Genomic DNA, 14666 nt, shown 5'->3' with positions numbered 1-14666 from the left:
CCGAGCGCCTCGGCCGCTCGCGGGACTCGCACCAGCGCGCCGGCTTCGCCCAGCCGCTGCGCCGACGCGGACTGCGCGAGGGTCGCCATCAAGGGCATGCCCTCCGGGATGGCCGCCACCGAGACCGCGATGGCGCTGCTCAGCGCTTGGCGCAGGCCGCCGGCGCGCAGCAGGCCGAGGGCGCCGACAGCGACGCCGCCGCCCGCGCTGAAGGGGAACGCGCGGCTCATCAGCTGGCTGAGTTGATGATGCAGGCCGACGGTGGGCAGGTCCCCGGAGGCCAGTTCGGCGGCGCGACGCGTCTGGGTGTCCGCGCCGACGGCGGTGACCACCGCGACTGCGGTGCCCGCCACCACGGTGGTTCCGGCGTAGATCATGCAGCGACGTTCGGCCAGTTCGGCCCCCGGTGTGGCCTCGACCTGCTTCTGGACCGAGAGGGACTCGCCGGTGAGCGACGATTCGTCGACCTCGAGGTCGTGCGCCTCGATCACCCGGGCGTCCGCGGGCACCACCTCGTCGCTGCGCACCTCGATCACGTCGCCGGGCCGCAACTGCTCGACCACGACGTCACGGTAGCCGCGCTCGGCGGTGACCAACCGCGCCGGCGGCGCCTGCTGAGCCAGCAGGCGGGTCAGCCGGTTTTCGGCCTGCAGCTGTTGGTAGGTCGACAGCATCGCGTTCCCGGTCAGCACGGTGCCGACCAGTAGCGCGTCGGCCGGTGACCCCAACACCGCGGTCGCGGTCGAACACAACGCGAGGACCGGGGTCAACGGGTCGCCGGTCAGCTCGGCGCCGGCGGCTTTGACGAAATCCCATGCCGCGCCGGGGAACCGTGCGCCGCGTGGCTCGGATTCCGTCGCGGCAGAACACTCGTCGGAGTCGCGCAGCGTCGCCAATACGTCGCGGACCCGCTCGGCGGACATCGCATGCCATTCGTGGGCCGGCGCGGGCCGGGGGATCGGGGTGCCGATCGTGCGGCGCGCCAGCAGATATCCCGACAGGATCCCCGCGACGGCTCCGACGGTCACCGGGCCCGGTCCCCGCAACCTGCGCACCCCGGGCACCATGAACAGCGCGCCCAGCGCCGACGCGCCCACCGATATCGCGATGCCCTGCTGGCTCGCCCTGCGCGCCGCGGGCAACGCATGCAACACCCGCCAGGCCGCCGCGAGGTCCTCCATCATCAGGTCCGCGTGCCAGGGCGGCGGCCCATCGGCGTCGGGCTTGATCCCCAGCGCCAGGTCGGCGGCCGAAAGGGCTTGTGCGGCAGCCGAGGACAGCACGGCGACCGTGCGCCCTCCCCGTTGCAGCTCGGCCACCGCATCGGTGAGCGCGTCGTCGATGCGGCCATCGCCGACCGGCCGGATGTCATCGAACGCCTGCCGCAAGTCGCCGAGCAGGTCGGTGTCGACCGACACCAGCCGAGCGCCGGAGTCGCGCGCCTGGGTCATCATCGCGGAGGCCAGCGGGTGAGCGGCCGGGGCGATCAGCGCCTCGACCGCGCCGTTGCCGTCGATCGCATGGATCGGGTGCCAGCCCGCGGCCGCGCCGTCGTCGAGGAGTCCCTGCGCGCGGGTCCACGCGCTGAGCAACTCGTCGTCGCCGGCGCCGCGGACGCGCACCACCCGCATCTGAGCGCCACACAACACGCGCGGATCGATCAGTAGCGCATCGACCTTGTGGAGCCGGCGCAAACCCTCCGGGCGCAGCGCCAGCACCGCGTGCCGGTCCGCCAAGCCCCGCCCGAGGGTGGTCGCGAACGCCTCATGCGTGGTGCGCATCGCCTTCGGGGAAGCCGCCAGGGCCGCATTGGAGGCCATCGTGACGTTGCGGGTGAGGGCCCCGGTCAGGCCGACACCGATCAGCTGCCCCCACGCCGCGCGCGTGCCGTGCCGCTCGATCGGCCCAGCCGGTGCCCGGACCGGGCGCGGTGCGCGGTGCACCCCCGAATCCTGGGCGTGCCGGGCCAACTCCGGCTCGTAGCGGTCCCATGCCCGCGCCGCCGCGCGGCACTCGGCGGCCTTGAAGGCCTGCATCGTCAGGTCCACCGACAGTTTCGCCGGCGACAGCGTGACCACGTGCGCGACCATGCCGGTGACCGACAACGCCCTGTCCGTCGCGCCGGGTCCGATCCCGGCCTCGAGCGCACGGCGCACCCACGGTTGATGATTCGCGATCGCGGACACCGCCTCGACAGCGATCGGCGCCGCCGGCAACCGCAACGCCCGCCCCGCGAGGGCGACCGTGAACGCGGCGGCATTGGCGGCCACCATCGCGCCACGTGCCGCCAGCAGCAGACCGTCACCGGGCAGACTCTCCCCGCGGGTGAATCCCGTTGCACCGCAATCTGATTCGACTTCATCGAGCGCAGAGCAGAGGTCGTTCAGCGACGCTCCGTCGGGGTCGGTCTCGACGACCACCCGCGACAGCGGGAGATTCAGGCTGGCGTTCGCGACGCCGGGCTGTGCCCGCAGCGCATCAACGACGGCTCGGGCCCGCGCCGCGCCGTCGATTCCGCGGACCTCGATCCACATGCGACCGTCACCGCGCCCGGTACGCCGGGTCAGCGTGGAGCGGGAAACCTCACCCGAGAGCAGCTTTGCGCCCACCCGGACCGGCAGGGCGGCAACATCGAGGCCGGCGGCGGCGAGTCTGCCGGCCGCATCGCCAACCCCCGCGGCGGCGCCGAGCGCGGTCGACGCCACCCGCAACGGCGAAAGTTGTCGCACACGCAACCCCTTTCACACGACGAATGGTTGGTTCGCGGCTATCCGCGGGGAGGCCGCCGATCGACGCTGGCCGGGGCTGCAAACCCGACCAACCTAACCCGCGGTTAAGGGGCCAGCAACTTGAGGCGAATCCGAGTAAAGAACATGTAAAAAGTGATCGATGCTGTTGGGGGCATTCGATCAAATTGTTCGGGTCGCCTGATTCATATTTAGAGCAAACCCTCAGAGGCTGTCGCTGTCACCGTACCGCGGCGTAGCGTCATCGCGACCCATCGCGCCGCGTTTCGCCGTGGGAGATCGCGCTCGCGACGGGGGTCAACCCCGGGCGGCCGATCGGCCCGCGCGGCGGCCGTAGAAGCTGCCGTCGCCGAGTGAGATGCCGCTGGCGTAGCCCCAGGCGGCGAGCCCGGCGGTGCAACGGCCGGCGGCGAAGAGGCCGGGGATGGGTTGGCCGCTGACGTGGAGCACTTCGGCGTCGAGCGTGGTGGCCAGCCCGCCGAGGGTGAAGCCGCCGGTGTTCTCGCGCAGGTCGATGGCGCCGACCGGGGAGCTGATGGGCTTGAGCCATTCGGGTTTCTTGTGCAGCAGGGGGTCCTCGCCGTGGGCGGCGCCCGCGTTGTAGGCGGCCACGGTCGCCTGCAGGCAACCGGGCGCCAGGCCCATGTCGCGTTCGAGGTCGGCGACGGTGTCGGCCACCCAGGTCGCCTCGCGAAGCATGAATTTCGGAGACCACGAGGCCTTGGCCTCTTGTTGGGCGTCGTCGTCGATGATCAGGTAGGCGGTGTTGTCCTGCTGGTAGAGCGTGAGTTGGCCGATGCGGCCGGGGTAGGTGTCCTCGGCGACGTAGCGCTGGCCGCGGCCGTTGACCAGGATGCCGCGCACCAGCTGCTGCGGGTCGATGAAGATCGCGACCTCGGTGGCGTCCATGTGCGCCAGGTCGGCGCCCAGCGCCTGGGCCATCCGGATCGCCTGGCCGTCGTGCTGCTCGATGGAGGCGGCCGGGCGACCCGCGATTCGCGGCGCGTAGCGGGCGACCATCGCGTCGTTGTAGGCGAAGCTGCCCGTCGCGAGCACGACGCCGCGACGCGCGCGAAACGACATCTCGCTGCCGTACCGGCGCGCGCGGATGCCGACCACCCGACCGTCGGCTTCGACGATGAGGCGCTGCACCCGCACGTCGTAGACCGCACGCGCGCCGGCCGCGGTGGCGGTCTCGACGAGCGGCTTCATCAGCATGTAGCCGGCGCTGGCCTCGCCCTGCTTCTTGTTGGACATCTGCGGGACGTGCCCACGCGGGGCGGGGGAGGCGACGGTGTTGAACGGGTAGGCGTTTTCCCCGCCGCTGTACATCAGGCCCTGGTCGCCCATCGGTTCCCAGCCGGGTTCGGCGAAGAACTCGGCCTTGAACGGCACGCCGCAGCCGACGAGCCACTCGTAGTGGGCGACGCTGCCGGCGCAGTAGTCGGCGATGCGGTTCGCGTCTGCGCCGGGTCCCATCGCGACGTTGAGGAACGCCGCCATGTTGTCCACGGAATCCTCGAAGCCGCAGGCCTTTTGCAGCGGGGTGCCGCCGCCGAGGTAGATGAACCCGCCGGCCATCGCCGCCGCGCCGCCCCAGGATCCCGTGCGTTCCAGTACCAGCACGTCGGCGCCGCCACGCGCCGCCTCCACCGCCGCGGCGGCCCCGGCCACGCCGTAGCCGGCGACGACCACGTCGGCCTCGTCATCCCACGACGTGATCGAGGAGGCCGGGATCGGGGTGACCTCGGTATCGGGCGTCATAACCGCATGGCCGCGGGCATGTCGCCGATCCACTGGTGGCCCCAGTAGCTGTCGGCGGTGATTTCCTCTGCGGTGTAATAGCTTTCGTCGACGCGCATGCCGTCGGTGCCGAATTCGATGTCCCAGTCACCGGGCGCGCGGACGTAGAACGACACCATCTTGTCGTTGGTGTGCCGGCCCAGGGTGGAGGACAGCTGGAAGCCGTCGGCGTTGACCCGGTCCAGGGCCTGCCCGACGGCGTCGAGGCTGTCGACCTCGACCATGATGTGCACCACGCGCGGGTCGCGCTGGTGTGCGGCCGGCACGATCGCCAGGCTGTGGTGTCGCTCGTTGATGCCCAGGAACCGAACCCGCACGGGCCCAAACTCTTTCGGCAGCGGCACCCGGAACGCGCCGCGGGACCGGAAACCCAGCACCTCGGTGTAGAAGTCGAACAGCGCGCCGGGGTCGGTGGCGGGTATGACCACGTGGCCCATGCCCTGGTCGCCGGTGACGAATCTCGCGCCGAACGGGGTGACGACCGGGCTGTGGTCGAGCACCGCACCGTGGAACACCTCGAGCGTGGTGCCGGCCGGGTCCTCGAAGGTGATCACCTCTTCCACCCGGCGTTGCTCGGCCTCGTCGGTGGACAGCTGCTTGAACGGGGTCCCGGCGGTGTCCAGGGTGGCCTTCACCCGTTGCAGGGCAGCGCGGTCGCGCACCTCCCAGCCGACGGTGAGCACCCGGTCGCTGTCGCCGGGCACCACGATCAGCCGGGCTGCGCGCTCGTCCATCCGCAGATACAGCGCGTCGGGGTCGGGGCCCTTGCCCTCGGCGAAACCCAGCACGCCGAAGGCGAAGTGCCGCCAACGGTCGACGTCGTTCGTCGAAACGGTGATGTAGCCCAGGCTTTTCAGATCGGTCAACGCGCTCTCCTAGATCAAAGCCCGCAGGGGGCCCTCGGGCGGATCGATACCCAGCGAACTCAGCGCCGACGCGTGATAGGCGGTGCCGGGGACGTGGATGGCGTGCAGGTGGCCGACGTGCACGTCGCGCCAATACCGTTGCAGCGGCTTGTCCATGCGTGCCGCGTTGCCGCCCGAGCGGGCGAAGATCTCGTCGACCGCCGCCACCGCGCGCCACACCGCGCGGATCTGGGTGCGCCGCCCGGCCGCGCGGTCGGCGAACGACACCTCCTTGCCGGCGGCGACCATGTCGTAGATGCGGTCGGCGTTGGCCAGCAGTTCCTGGCGGGCGGCGTTGATGTCGGCGGCGGCCTCGCCGATCGCGTGCATCACGTAGGGGTCGTCCTTGATCGCGGTTCCGGTGGCGCCGACGCGCCCGCGCTGGTAATCCAGGTGCGCGGCCAGCGCGCCCTCGGCGATGCCGATGGTCGCCGCGGAGATGCCCAGGGGGAACATCGTCGACCACGGCATCAGGTACAGCGGTTCGGTCATGCCGGCCTCACGCTGGGCGGTGCCGTCCATCACCTTGGTCGCGTCCATCGTCCGGTAGGACGGGACGAACGCGTCGGAGACGATGACGTCCTTGGAGCCGGTTCCCCGCAGCCCCACCACGTTCCACGAGTCCTCGACGATCTCGTAGTCCTTGCGCGGCAGGATCATGTGCAACATCTGCGGCGGCATGATCGGAATGCCCTTGTCGTCGCCCAGCATCGCGCCCAGGATGATCCAGTCGCAGTGGTCGGTGCCCGAGCTGAACTGCCATCGGCCGTTGAACAAATAGCCGCCGTCGACCGGCCTGGCCACCCCCTGCGGCGCGTAGGGGGAGGCCATCCACGTGTCGACGTCGTCGGCCCAGATCTCGGCGGCCACCTTCGGATCCGCGTAGGCCAACTGGTAGGGGTGCACGCCCACCACGCCGACGATCCAGCCGGCGGCCGGGTCCAGCGCCGCGGTCGCCATCGTCGTCTCGGCGAACTCGCGCGGGTGGACCTCGAAGCCTTGATACTGCTTGGTCTGCAGCATCCGGATCAGGCCCGCGCCCTTCATCAGCTTGACCGTGTCGTCGGTGAGCCGGCCGATCCGCTCGGCTTCGGCGGCCTGGTCGCGCAGCTGGTCGCCTAGTTCAATGACCCGGTCGATTACCCGGTTCGGAACCCGCTCGCTCATGCAGTTCGTCCTAACGTGTGAGGGCTTAGTAATGGTCTACCGCAGTAACCCCGACGATGAGGAGAAAACCATGACCGATGTCGACGACATCGCGGCACGGCTGCGCCGACTCGAGGACGAACGCGACATCGCCCGCCTCATCGCCTCCTACGGCCCGGCGGTGGATGCGGGGGACGCCGAAGCGGCCGCGCGTTTGTGGACGCGCGACGGCAGCTACGACGTCGACGGCTGGCGCATGGAGGGCCGCGCGGAGGTGCGCGCCATGGTGCAGTCGCCGGCCCACCAGAACCTGGTGGCCAAGGGGTGCTGTCACTTCCTCGGACCGTGCGTCGTCACCGTGAGCGGCGACTCAGCGGTGGCGGTGTGCGAGTCGTTGGTGCTGGTCCGAGACGGCGACGGCTATCGGGTATGGCGTTGCGCGGCAAACCATTTCACGCTGCTGCGGATCGACGGCGAGTGGCGGATCGGCGTCCGCACCACCCGTGTCCTGGACGGCAATCCGGACGCGCGCGCGTTGCTGACCCAAGGCCTCGCCGGCTAGGCCGTCGAAATCGACGTTAGCGCCAACTCTTCTCACACTTTTCCGCGCTGGCGTCGATTTCGAGGGGAGACACGGGCGTCGGCGTGTAGATGGCATCGACCCGCTTCGCCCGGCTTCGCCGCGCTGGCCGTCGCCGCTAGCCCCGCGAGAGGAACGCCAGCACGACGCTCTCGAACGCCTCCCGGGCCTCGATCATCGCCCAGTGCCCGGAATTGGGGAAGATGTGCAGCTCCGCGTTGGGGATGGTGCGCATCGGGATGAGGGCCATGTCCGGCGGGCTCACCCGGTCGTCGCGTCCCCACGTCAGCAGGGTGGGCGCGGTCAGCTTGTGCATGACGGCCCACGGCATCGGGCGGTCGGAGGCGGCCATCGCGGCGTTCATCGCGGCGAAGGCCGCCTTCCCGTACATGCGGCGCGCCGCGGCCAGCGTGTCCGGGTCGGTGGCCAGCTCCCAGCGTTCCGCGATCAGCTCCTCGGTGATCAGCGCCTGGTCGTAGACCATCGACTTGAGCCAGTCGACCAGCCGCTGCCGGGTGGGGTCCTCGACGAACTCCTGCAGCAGCCGGATGCCCTCGCTCGGGCTCGGGCTGAAGATGTTGGTCCCGATGCCGCCGATGGTCACCAATCGGTCGACGCGGTCGGGGTTGTGGGTGGCGAAGTTGATGCCGACCCCGCCGCCCATCGAATTGCCGACGATGTGCACCTTCCGGACCTCGAGCGCGTCCAGGAAGGGCGACACGGTCCCGAACGCGGTGACCATCGGGTGGCCGCCGAAGTCGTCGCTGACACCGAAGCCGGGAAACTCCAGGATCAGGCAGCGGAACCGCTCGGCGAACGCGGGCAGGATGCCGCGAAAGTTGCGCCATCCGGTGACGCCCGGGCCGGAGCCGTGCAGGAACAGCAGCACCGGGGCGGATTCCGGGCCGGTGTCGTAGTAACGCAAAGCGCCCTTGGGAGTGCTGATTTCACGCAGGTCATGTTGCGCAACGGTGTGTGCCACGGAAGTCACCTTGCCATGCCACGGCCGCGTGGTCCGACGGGGCTGCGCGGGCCGGGTTTAATCGTGGCTGGGTTCGCTGCAATTCAGCAGCTCTTTGAGCGCGGCGGGGAAGGCGTCGGCGACGTCCCACAGGTCGGCGACCAGGTCGGGGCAGGCGATGAGGCCGATGCCGAGCCGCCCGTTGAGCGACATCACGGTGATGTTGAGTCCGGCGCCGGCGATGATCGGGCCGAGCGGGTACATGGCGTCGAGCCGGCAGCCCAGGAAGTAGAGCTGTTCCTGCGGGCCGGGCACGTTGGACATCACCAGGTTGTGCGGCGGCTTCTCAGGCAGGGGTATGCGCGGCAGCAGCTTCATCGCGGCGCCGAACATCGTCTGTCCGGCCACCTGCGTCCAGTCCTGCAGCAGGCTGGGACCGAGGGCGGCGGCGTGCTCCTTGGCGGCGGTGTTGCCTTCGGCGATGCTGCGCAGTCGTTGCGCCGGGTCGTCGATGTGGGTTTCCAGCCGGCACAGCATCCAGGTGGTCTGGTTGCGGCCCGGCCGGTCCGATTTGCCCCGGACCGAAACCGGCACACTGGCCACCAGCGGCCTGTCGGTCAGTTCGCCCCGCTCCAGCAAGAACTGCCGCAGCGCCCCCGCGCACAGCGCGGTGACCACGTCGTTGACGGTGACGCCGAACCTGTTCTTGACCTTCTTGACGTCTTCAAGGTCCAGGCTGGCCAAGGCGACGTTGCGGCGTTTGGTGAAGCGGCCGCTGAAAGGCGTCGGCGGCCCGGCGAAGGGGGCCGCCATGGTGTGTCCACCGCCGCGGGCGCGCAGCACCGTCTGGGCCAGCGTCAGCGCGGTCGTCGGCAACACCTTGGCCAGGCGCCACGGCCGCAGCCCGGCGGCGACCAGCCCGGAGGCGGCGATCAGCAGGGGATTCGCCGCGCCGACGCGGGTGGCGGGTTCCGGCGCCGGGGCGTCGGGCGCGCTGCTGCACAACTGGGCCAACAGGTTGGCCCCACCCACCCCGTCCACCACCGCGTGGTGAACCTTGAGGACGACGGCCAGCGCCTCGTTGCCGTGCAGGCCCTCGATCACCCACATCTCCCACAGCGGTCGATCGCGATCGAGTGGGAGCCCGGCGACGTGACCACAGATCTCCGCTAACTCCCGGGGCCCGCCGGGCGCCGGGACCGCAGCACGGTGCAGATGCCGCCCGAGGTCGAAATCATCGTCGTCGGTCCACACCGGATGGTCGAGGTTCAGTTGGCTGTCGGCCAGCTTGAGACGGAATTCCGGCACCGCGTCCAGCCGCGCCGACAGCGCTTCATGCAACCGGCCGAATGTGTAGCCACCCGGCATGGTCGACGGGTCCAACTCCAGCACGCAGCAAACGTTCAAGGGCTGCGTCGGTGATTCCATGTACAGGAAGAACGCGTCAAAACCGCTCAGTCGTTCCATATCCGCTCGTCTCGTCGGTGCGGCTATGACCGCTGGTCACACAGCGTGCGCTCAGTCCCGGGGCCCACCGGCGAACGCAATCAGGATCAACCGCAATGTCTAGGTGTGATTTCTATCTGTAGCCGTTGAGCGGTCCGCGGCAAACATCGTCGGCCAGACATTCAACGGAATCGCCACCGACGTTCATCTGCGGTGAGCCATGGCGGAGTCCGGGGCCACCCAGTCGGTCGACACCTTTCGATGGCTGATGAGCCAGGTGCCGCCGTCGGGCACCAAGGTGTCGCGGTAGCGGCCGGCATGGTCGAGGCCGACGTGGGTGACCACGGTGAAGTACGACGAGACGTGCGCCGTGTCGTGGCTGAGCCCGGTGAACAGCACGTTGGTGACGATGTGCCGGACGATCGGCTTGACGTCTGCTTCCCGGGTGACGGCCACACCGCGCAGAAACGCGGCGATCGCCGATCGTCCCCGCAGCGGCTCGCGGCCGCGGATTTCCAGGACGCCGTCCACGCAGAACGTCGCGGCCAGGCCGTCCGCATCGCCGGCGTCTCCGGCCCAGTTGTAGCGGGCGATCGTGTCGCGGATCCGCTCACGCGCGGACAGTTCCCACATCTCCACCGCGGTGGCTCCGTTCTCCCGCCGGGTTGCCGGGCTTTCCCGGAGCCTAATACGCGGACGTTGCCCCGTCACCGAGGCGTCGTGGAAAGCGCTCTGCCAGTGCCGTTTTCGCGCTTGCGACGGCTACTTCACGATGTGCGGCCGGAAGGCGCGGGGGGTGGCCGGGACCACGCCGTTCAGGTCGAAGACCGCGATCAGGGCCCGCAGCAGGGCGGGGGACCAGTCCTCGAAGGGCTGGGCGTCTATCCGGTCGATGACTTCAGCGCGCAGGTATTCGATGGCGGTGGCGTGATCGCTCACGGCGTCGACGCTAAGTTCGGCGACTCGCCCTTGTACAGCGCACCGACCCGATTCAAATGTCTCTCAAGGAATTCGTCGGCCGCCGGTTGCCGCATTTTGCCACTTCCGCGACGGTCGGTAGCGGAATACAGTGGGTGGGTGACAACGGGCGAAGACGGCAGGCACCTGCGCACCTGCCCCCTCTGTGAAGCCATGTGCGGCTTGGAGATTCGGGTCGACGGCGGCAAGGTCACCGGCATCCGGGGAAACCGCGACGACGTGTGGAGCCGCGGACACATCTGCCCGAAGGGTGTCTCACTTGCGGCGCTGCACGACGACCCGGATCGCATCCGCCGGCCCATGATCAAGGTCGACGGCCAATGGCGCGAGGTCAGCTGGGACGCGGCCTTCCGCCGCTGCACCGAATTGCTGACGCCGGTGATCGAGAAATACGGGATCGGCGCGGTCACCGCCTACACGGGCAACCCGCTGGCGCACTCGTTTTCGCTGGCCCGGTACGCCGGTGTGCTGATGGGTATGTCCGGCATGCCGGTGACGTATTCGCCGGGAACGGTCGACCAATGGCCGAAGAACCTGTCCTCACACCTGATGTACGGCCTCTGGTGGAACTTCCCGGTGCCCGACATCGAACGCACCGACCTGATGGTCATCATGGGGGCCAACCCCGCCGCGTCGCAGGGGTCGCTGCTGGCCGCGCCCAACGTGATGGGCCTGATCGAGGCGATCCGCAAGCGAGGCAAGGTGATCGTGATCGACCCGGTGCGCACGCAGACGGCGGACCGCGCCGACGAATGGCTTCCCATCGTGCCCGGCACCGACGCCGCGCTGCTGCTGGCCGTGGCGCACACGCTGTTCGACGAAGACCTGATCAATCCAGGGCCGCACGTCGACGGTGTCGACACCATGCGCCGGGTGGCCGCGGAGTGGCCGCCGAAACGGGTCAGCGCGGTCACCGGCATCGACGGGCACCGCATCCGGCTTCTGGCCCGGGAGCTCGCCGGCACCGAGAGATCCGTGGTGTACGGGCGAATTGGTTTGTGCAACCAAGAGTTCGGCAGCCTGGCCAGCTGGCTGGTGGACGTGATCAACATCCTGACCGGCCACTTCGACGTGCCCGGGGGAGCGATGTTTCCGAAGCCGGCGGCGTGGTCGATCACCACGCAGCCGCTGCCCGGCCTGGAGGGCGGCCTGCCCGAATTCGGCCGCTGGCACACCCGGGTGCGCGGGGCGAAGGAAGTGCTGGGCCAGGCGCCGGTGTCCTGCATGGCCGAGGAGATCGCCACCCCAGGCGAGGGCCAGCTCAAGGCGCTGATCACCGTCGCAGGCAATCCGGTCCTGTCCACCCCGGGCGGCGACAAGCTCGACGAGGTGTTGCCGACGCTGGAAGCGATGATCTCCGTTGACCTTTGGCTCAACGAGACGACGCGGCACGCCGATGTGATCCTGCCGGGCCTGTCCCCGCTGGAGCAGCCGCACCACGACGACCTGATCCTGCTTTTCGCGATCCGCAGCATCGCGAACTACTCCGCGCCGGTGTTTGATCCGGGCGACCGCCCGCACGAGTGGGAGATCCTGATCCGGCTGACCGGCCTATGCACCGGGACACCGGCCGAGGACGTCGACGTCGCGGCGATCGACGACGGCTTCTTCGACTACCTCGCCTTCACCCGGGGCCTCGACGGCGCGGAGATCCGCAAGCTGTATGACGAAGCCGGTTTGAAAGGTGGCCCCGAGCGCATGCTGGACCTCACGCTGCGCACCGGGCCGTTCGGGGACCAGTACGGCAAGAACCCGGGCGGGCTCACCCTGGACATGCTCAAGGCCAACCCGAACGGCATAGACTTCGGCCCGATGGTGCCGCAGCTGCCCGAGATCTTGGGCACCCTCGACAAGAAGATCCATCTCGCCCCGCAATACCTGCTGGATGACCTGCCGAGGCTCACGGCGCGGCTGGAGCGGCCCGCCGAGCCGCTGGTCCTGGTCAGTCGCAGGCACCTGCGCTCGAACAACACCTGGCTGCACAACGTGCCGGCGCTGATGAAGGGAAAGGACCGCTGCACGTTGCTGATTCATCCCGACGACGCGGCGCGCTGCGGTGTCGCCGACGACGACGTCGTCACCGTGAAGTCGGCGGCCGGCGAGATCAAGGTGCCCGTGGAGATCACCGACGCAATCAAACCGGGCGTGGTGTCGATGCCTCACGGATGGGGGCACGGCAAGCCGGGCACTCGACTGTCGGTCGCCAACAGTTCACCGGGGGTCAACACGAATGTGCTTTCCCCACCGACGTTTATCGACGAGCCGTCCGGAAACGGTGCGCTCAACGGCATACCGGTCACGGTCATCGACGACCAGGCACGGTTCCGCCCTGCGCAGACACCCTGACTCGCGTCGCGCTACTTCCCCTGCCATCCCCTCGGTTGGTTAACGGCAAGCGCCGCCGTGTGGTTCATCTCACCCGCGAGTCATTCGGATGAACCGTGCGGCGCGGCCCGTCGTCGGCATAGGCATGACCGCAACAACGCATCTCACATCGCCGCGCCGGGCCGCTCACCGCGAGCAGGGCGCACCGCACATCGCCGGGGCGGCGGTGGCCTTCACCCCGCACCGGTACAACCAAGACGAAGTCGCCCGCGAGCTCACCGAATTCACCGATCCGCGGTTCCTGCGTTTCGCCGAGACGACGGGGGTAGACCACCGCAGCCTCGCGCTGCCGCTGTCACGCTACCCACAGCTGAGCGGCTTCACCGAAGCCAACGACGCCTATCTCGAGGTCGCCGTCGATCTCGGCGAACGGGCGATACGTTCGGCGCTGGAGGAGGCCGGCATCGCGGCACACGAGGTGGACACCATCGTGATGGTCTCCAGCACAGGCGTCGCGGTGCCGACCATCGACGCGCGGCTGATGACCCGAATCGGCCTGCGGCCCAACATCAAGCGCGTTCCGCTGTTCGGCCTCGGCTGTGTGGCCGGCGCCGCCGGGATGGCGCGCGTGCACGACTATCTGCATGGCTACTCGGGGGATGTGGCCGTGCTCCTGTCGGTCGAGTTGTGCTCCCTCACGCTGCAGCGCGACGACACCTCGATCCCCGCCCTGATCGGGGTGTCCCTGTTCGGTGACGGCGCCGCCGCCGTGGTCGCCACCGGAGCCGACCGAATCCCCCCCGCCCACAACGGACGTCGTGCGCCCCGGCTCTTGGGGACGCGCAGCTGTGTGGTGCCCGAGACCGTTGACGTCATGGGGTGGAACGTGGGATCCAGCGGGTTCCAGCTGGTGATGTCGCGCGACGTGCCCAAGATGGCCGATGCCTACCTGCGGGACGAGGTCGACGGTTTCCTGGCCGACCACGGCCTGTCCCTGGCCGACGTCTCGGCGTGGGTGTGTCATCCCGGCGGCCCGAAAGTCCTCGACTCGATCGAGGATGCGCTTGAACTCCCGCCGGAGGCGTTGGTGCACAGCCGAAACTCGATGCGGGACAACGGCAACATCTCCTCGGCGTCCGTGCTCGACGTCCTGCGCCGAACCGTCGCCCAACCGCCCGCCGAAGGGGCCTTCGGGGTGATGCTGGCGATGGGGCCGGGCTTCAGCTTCGAGCTGCTCCTGCTGCAGTGGTGAGGGACGAGGCCATGTACTACTACCTGTTCATTCTGGCCATCGGCGTCGAGCGCCTGGTGGAGCTGGCGGTCTCACAACGGAACACCAAATGGTCACTCGCGCACGGCGGCAAGGAATTCGGCCGTGACCACTACCCGGCCATGGTCAGTATGCATGCCCTGCTGCTGGTTTCATGCGTCGTGGAAACCTGGGTGTTCGCACGGCCGTTCATCGGATGGCTGGGCTGGCCGATGCTCGCGGTGGTGGCGCTGAGCACCGCGGTGCGCTGGCGCTGCGTGAGCGTGCTCGGCAGGCGCTGGAATCCACGGCTCATCGTCATCCCGGGCGCGCCGTTGGTGCGCGACGGACTCTACCGATGGGTACGCCACCCGAATTACGCCGCCGTCACGGCGGAGGTGGCCGCGCTGCCGCTGGTGCACTCGGCGTGGCTGACGGCGATCGCATTCAGCATCGCGAACGCACTGGTGCTCAACGTCCGGATCCGGGCGGAGAACGCCGCGTTGGGGCTGGTCTGAGGGCCCGG

At 69.3% G+C, this 14666-nt stretch carries 11 protein-coding genes and 1 pseudogene; 4 read left to right on the top strand and 8 right to left on the bottom strand.

The window, feature by feature from the left end:
* The 4 genes and pseudogenes from A5713_RS10255 to A5713_RS10240 all read right to left on the bottom strand — a co-directional run.
* Window positions 1-2729: pseudogene (locus tag A5713_RS10255) on the bottom strand (cation-translocating P-type ATPase); the annotation flags it as partial.
* A 315-nt stretch (window positions 2730-3044) separates the two neighbouring features.
* The gene (locus A5713_RS10250; RefSeq protein WP_068095218.1) at window positions 3045-4511 is read right to left on the bottom strand and encodes an FAD-dependent oxidoreductase; all 1467 of its coding nucleotides are present in this window, start codon (window positions 4509-4511) and stop codon (window positions 3045-3047) included.
* A complete protein-coding gene (gene bphC / locus A5713_RS10245; RefSeq protein WP_068095215.1) occupies window positions 4508-5416 on the bottom strand; it encodes a biphenyl-2,3-diol 1,2-dioxygenase in 909 nt (302 codons plus the stop codon). Before bphC ends, A5713_RS10250 begins: the two co-directional genes overlap by 4 nt.
* A gap of 9 nt (window positions 5417-5425) precedes the next feature.
* Window positions 5426-6622: an acyl-CoA dehydrogenase family protein gene (locus A5713_RS10240; RefSeq protein ID WP_068095213.1), complete on the bottom strand. Its 1197-nt coding sequence runs from the start codon at window positions 6620-6622 to the stop codon at window positions 5426-5428.
* A gap of 70 nt (window positions 6623-6692) precedes the next feature.
* On the opposite strand from A5713_RS10240, the gene A5713_RS10235 reads away from it, so the two are divergent.
* Window positions 6693-7163 carry a nuclear transport factor 2 family protein gene (locus tag A5713_RS10235; RefSeq protein WP_068095237.1) on the top strand — a complete coding sequence of 157 codons (471 nt, stop codon included), beginning with the start codon at window positions 6693-6695 and terminating at the stop codon, window positions 7161-7163.
* A 136-nt stretch (window positions 7164-7299) separates the two neighbouring features.
* On the opposite strand, the gene A5713_RS10230 is transcribed toward A5713_RS10235, so the two are convergent.
* The 4 genes from A5713_RS10230 to A5713_RS28250 form a co-directional block, all read right to left on the bottom strand.
* Window positions 7300-8163: an alpha/beta fold hydrolase gene (locus A5713_RS10230; protein ID WP_197516351.1), complete on the bottom strand. Its 864-nt coding sequence runs from the start codon at window positions 8161-8163 to the stop codon at window positions 7300-7302.
* 57 nt (window positions 8164-8220) lie between these two features.
* Window positions 8221-9609 (bottom strand): wax ester/triacylglycerol synthase family O-acyltransferase, encoded by a 1389-nt coding sequence (locus tag A5713_RS10225; protein ID WP_067922660.1) that lies wholly within the window; start codon window positions 9607-9609, stop codon window positions 8221-8223.
* Between the two features lie 183 nt (window positions 9610-9792).
* On the bottom strand, window positions 9793-10227 hold the full coding sequence (locus A5713_RS10220; protein WP_068095211.1) for a nuclear transport factor 2 family protein: 435 nt from the start codon (window positions 10225-10227) through the stop codon (window positions 9793-9795).
* A gap of 123 nt (window positions 10228-10350) precedes the next feature.
* Window positions 10351-10527: a hypothetical protein gene (locus tag A5713_RS28250; protein ID WP_156751832.1), complete on the bottom strand. Its 177-nt coding sequence runs from the start codon at window positions 10525-10527 to the stop codon at window positions 10351-10353.
* Window positions 10528-10665: 138 nt separating this feature from the next.
* Between A5713_RS28250 and A5713_RS10215 the strand changes: the two genes are divergently transcribed.
* From A5713_RS10215 to A5713_RS10205, 3 genes are all read left to right on the top strand, one after another.
* Window positions 10666-12912 carry a molybdopterin oxidoreductase family protein gene (locus tag A5713_RS10215; protein WP_082972884.1) on the top strand — a complete coding sequence of 749 codons (2247 nt, stop codon included), beginning with the start codon at window positions 10666-10668 and terminating at the stop codon, window positions 12910-12912.
* Between the two features lie 124 nt (window positions 12913-13036).
* Window positions 13037-14143 carry a type III polyketide synthase gene (locus tag A5713_RS10210; protein WP_082972883.1) on the top strand — a complete coding sequence of 369 codons (1107 nt, stop codon included), beginning with the start codon at window positions 13037-13039 and terminating at the stop codon, window positions 14141-14143.
* A gap of 11 nt (window positions 14144-14154) precedes the next feature.
* Entirely contained in the window at window positions 14155-14658 is a 504-nt protein-coding gene (locus tag A5713_RS10205; RefSeq protein ID WP_067922650.1) for an isoprenylcysteine carboxyl methyltransferase family protein, read from the top strand.
* The last annotated feature ends 8 nt before the right edge of the window (window positions 14659-14666 follow it).

Source organism: Mycobacterium sp. E2497 (assembly GCF_001668695.1).
In the GTDB taxonomy this organism is placed as follows: Bacteria; Actinomycetota; Actinomycetes; order Mycobacteriales; family Mycobacteriaceae; genus Mycobacterium.
This window is presented reverse-complemented; position numbering and strand designations above follow the sequence as displayed.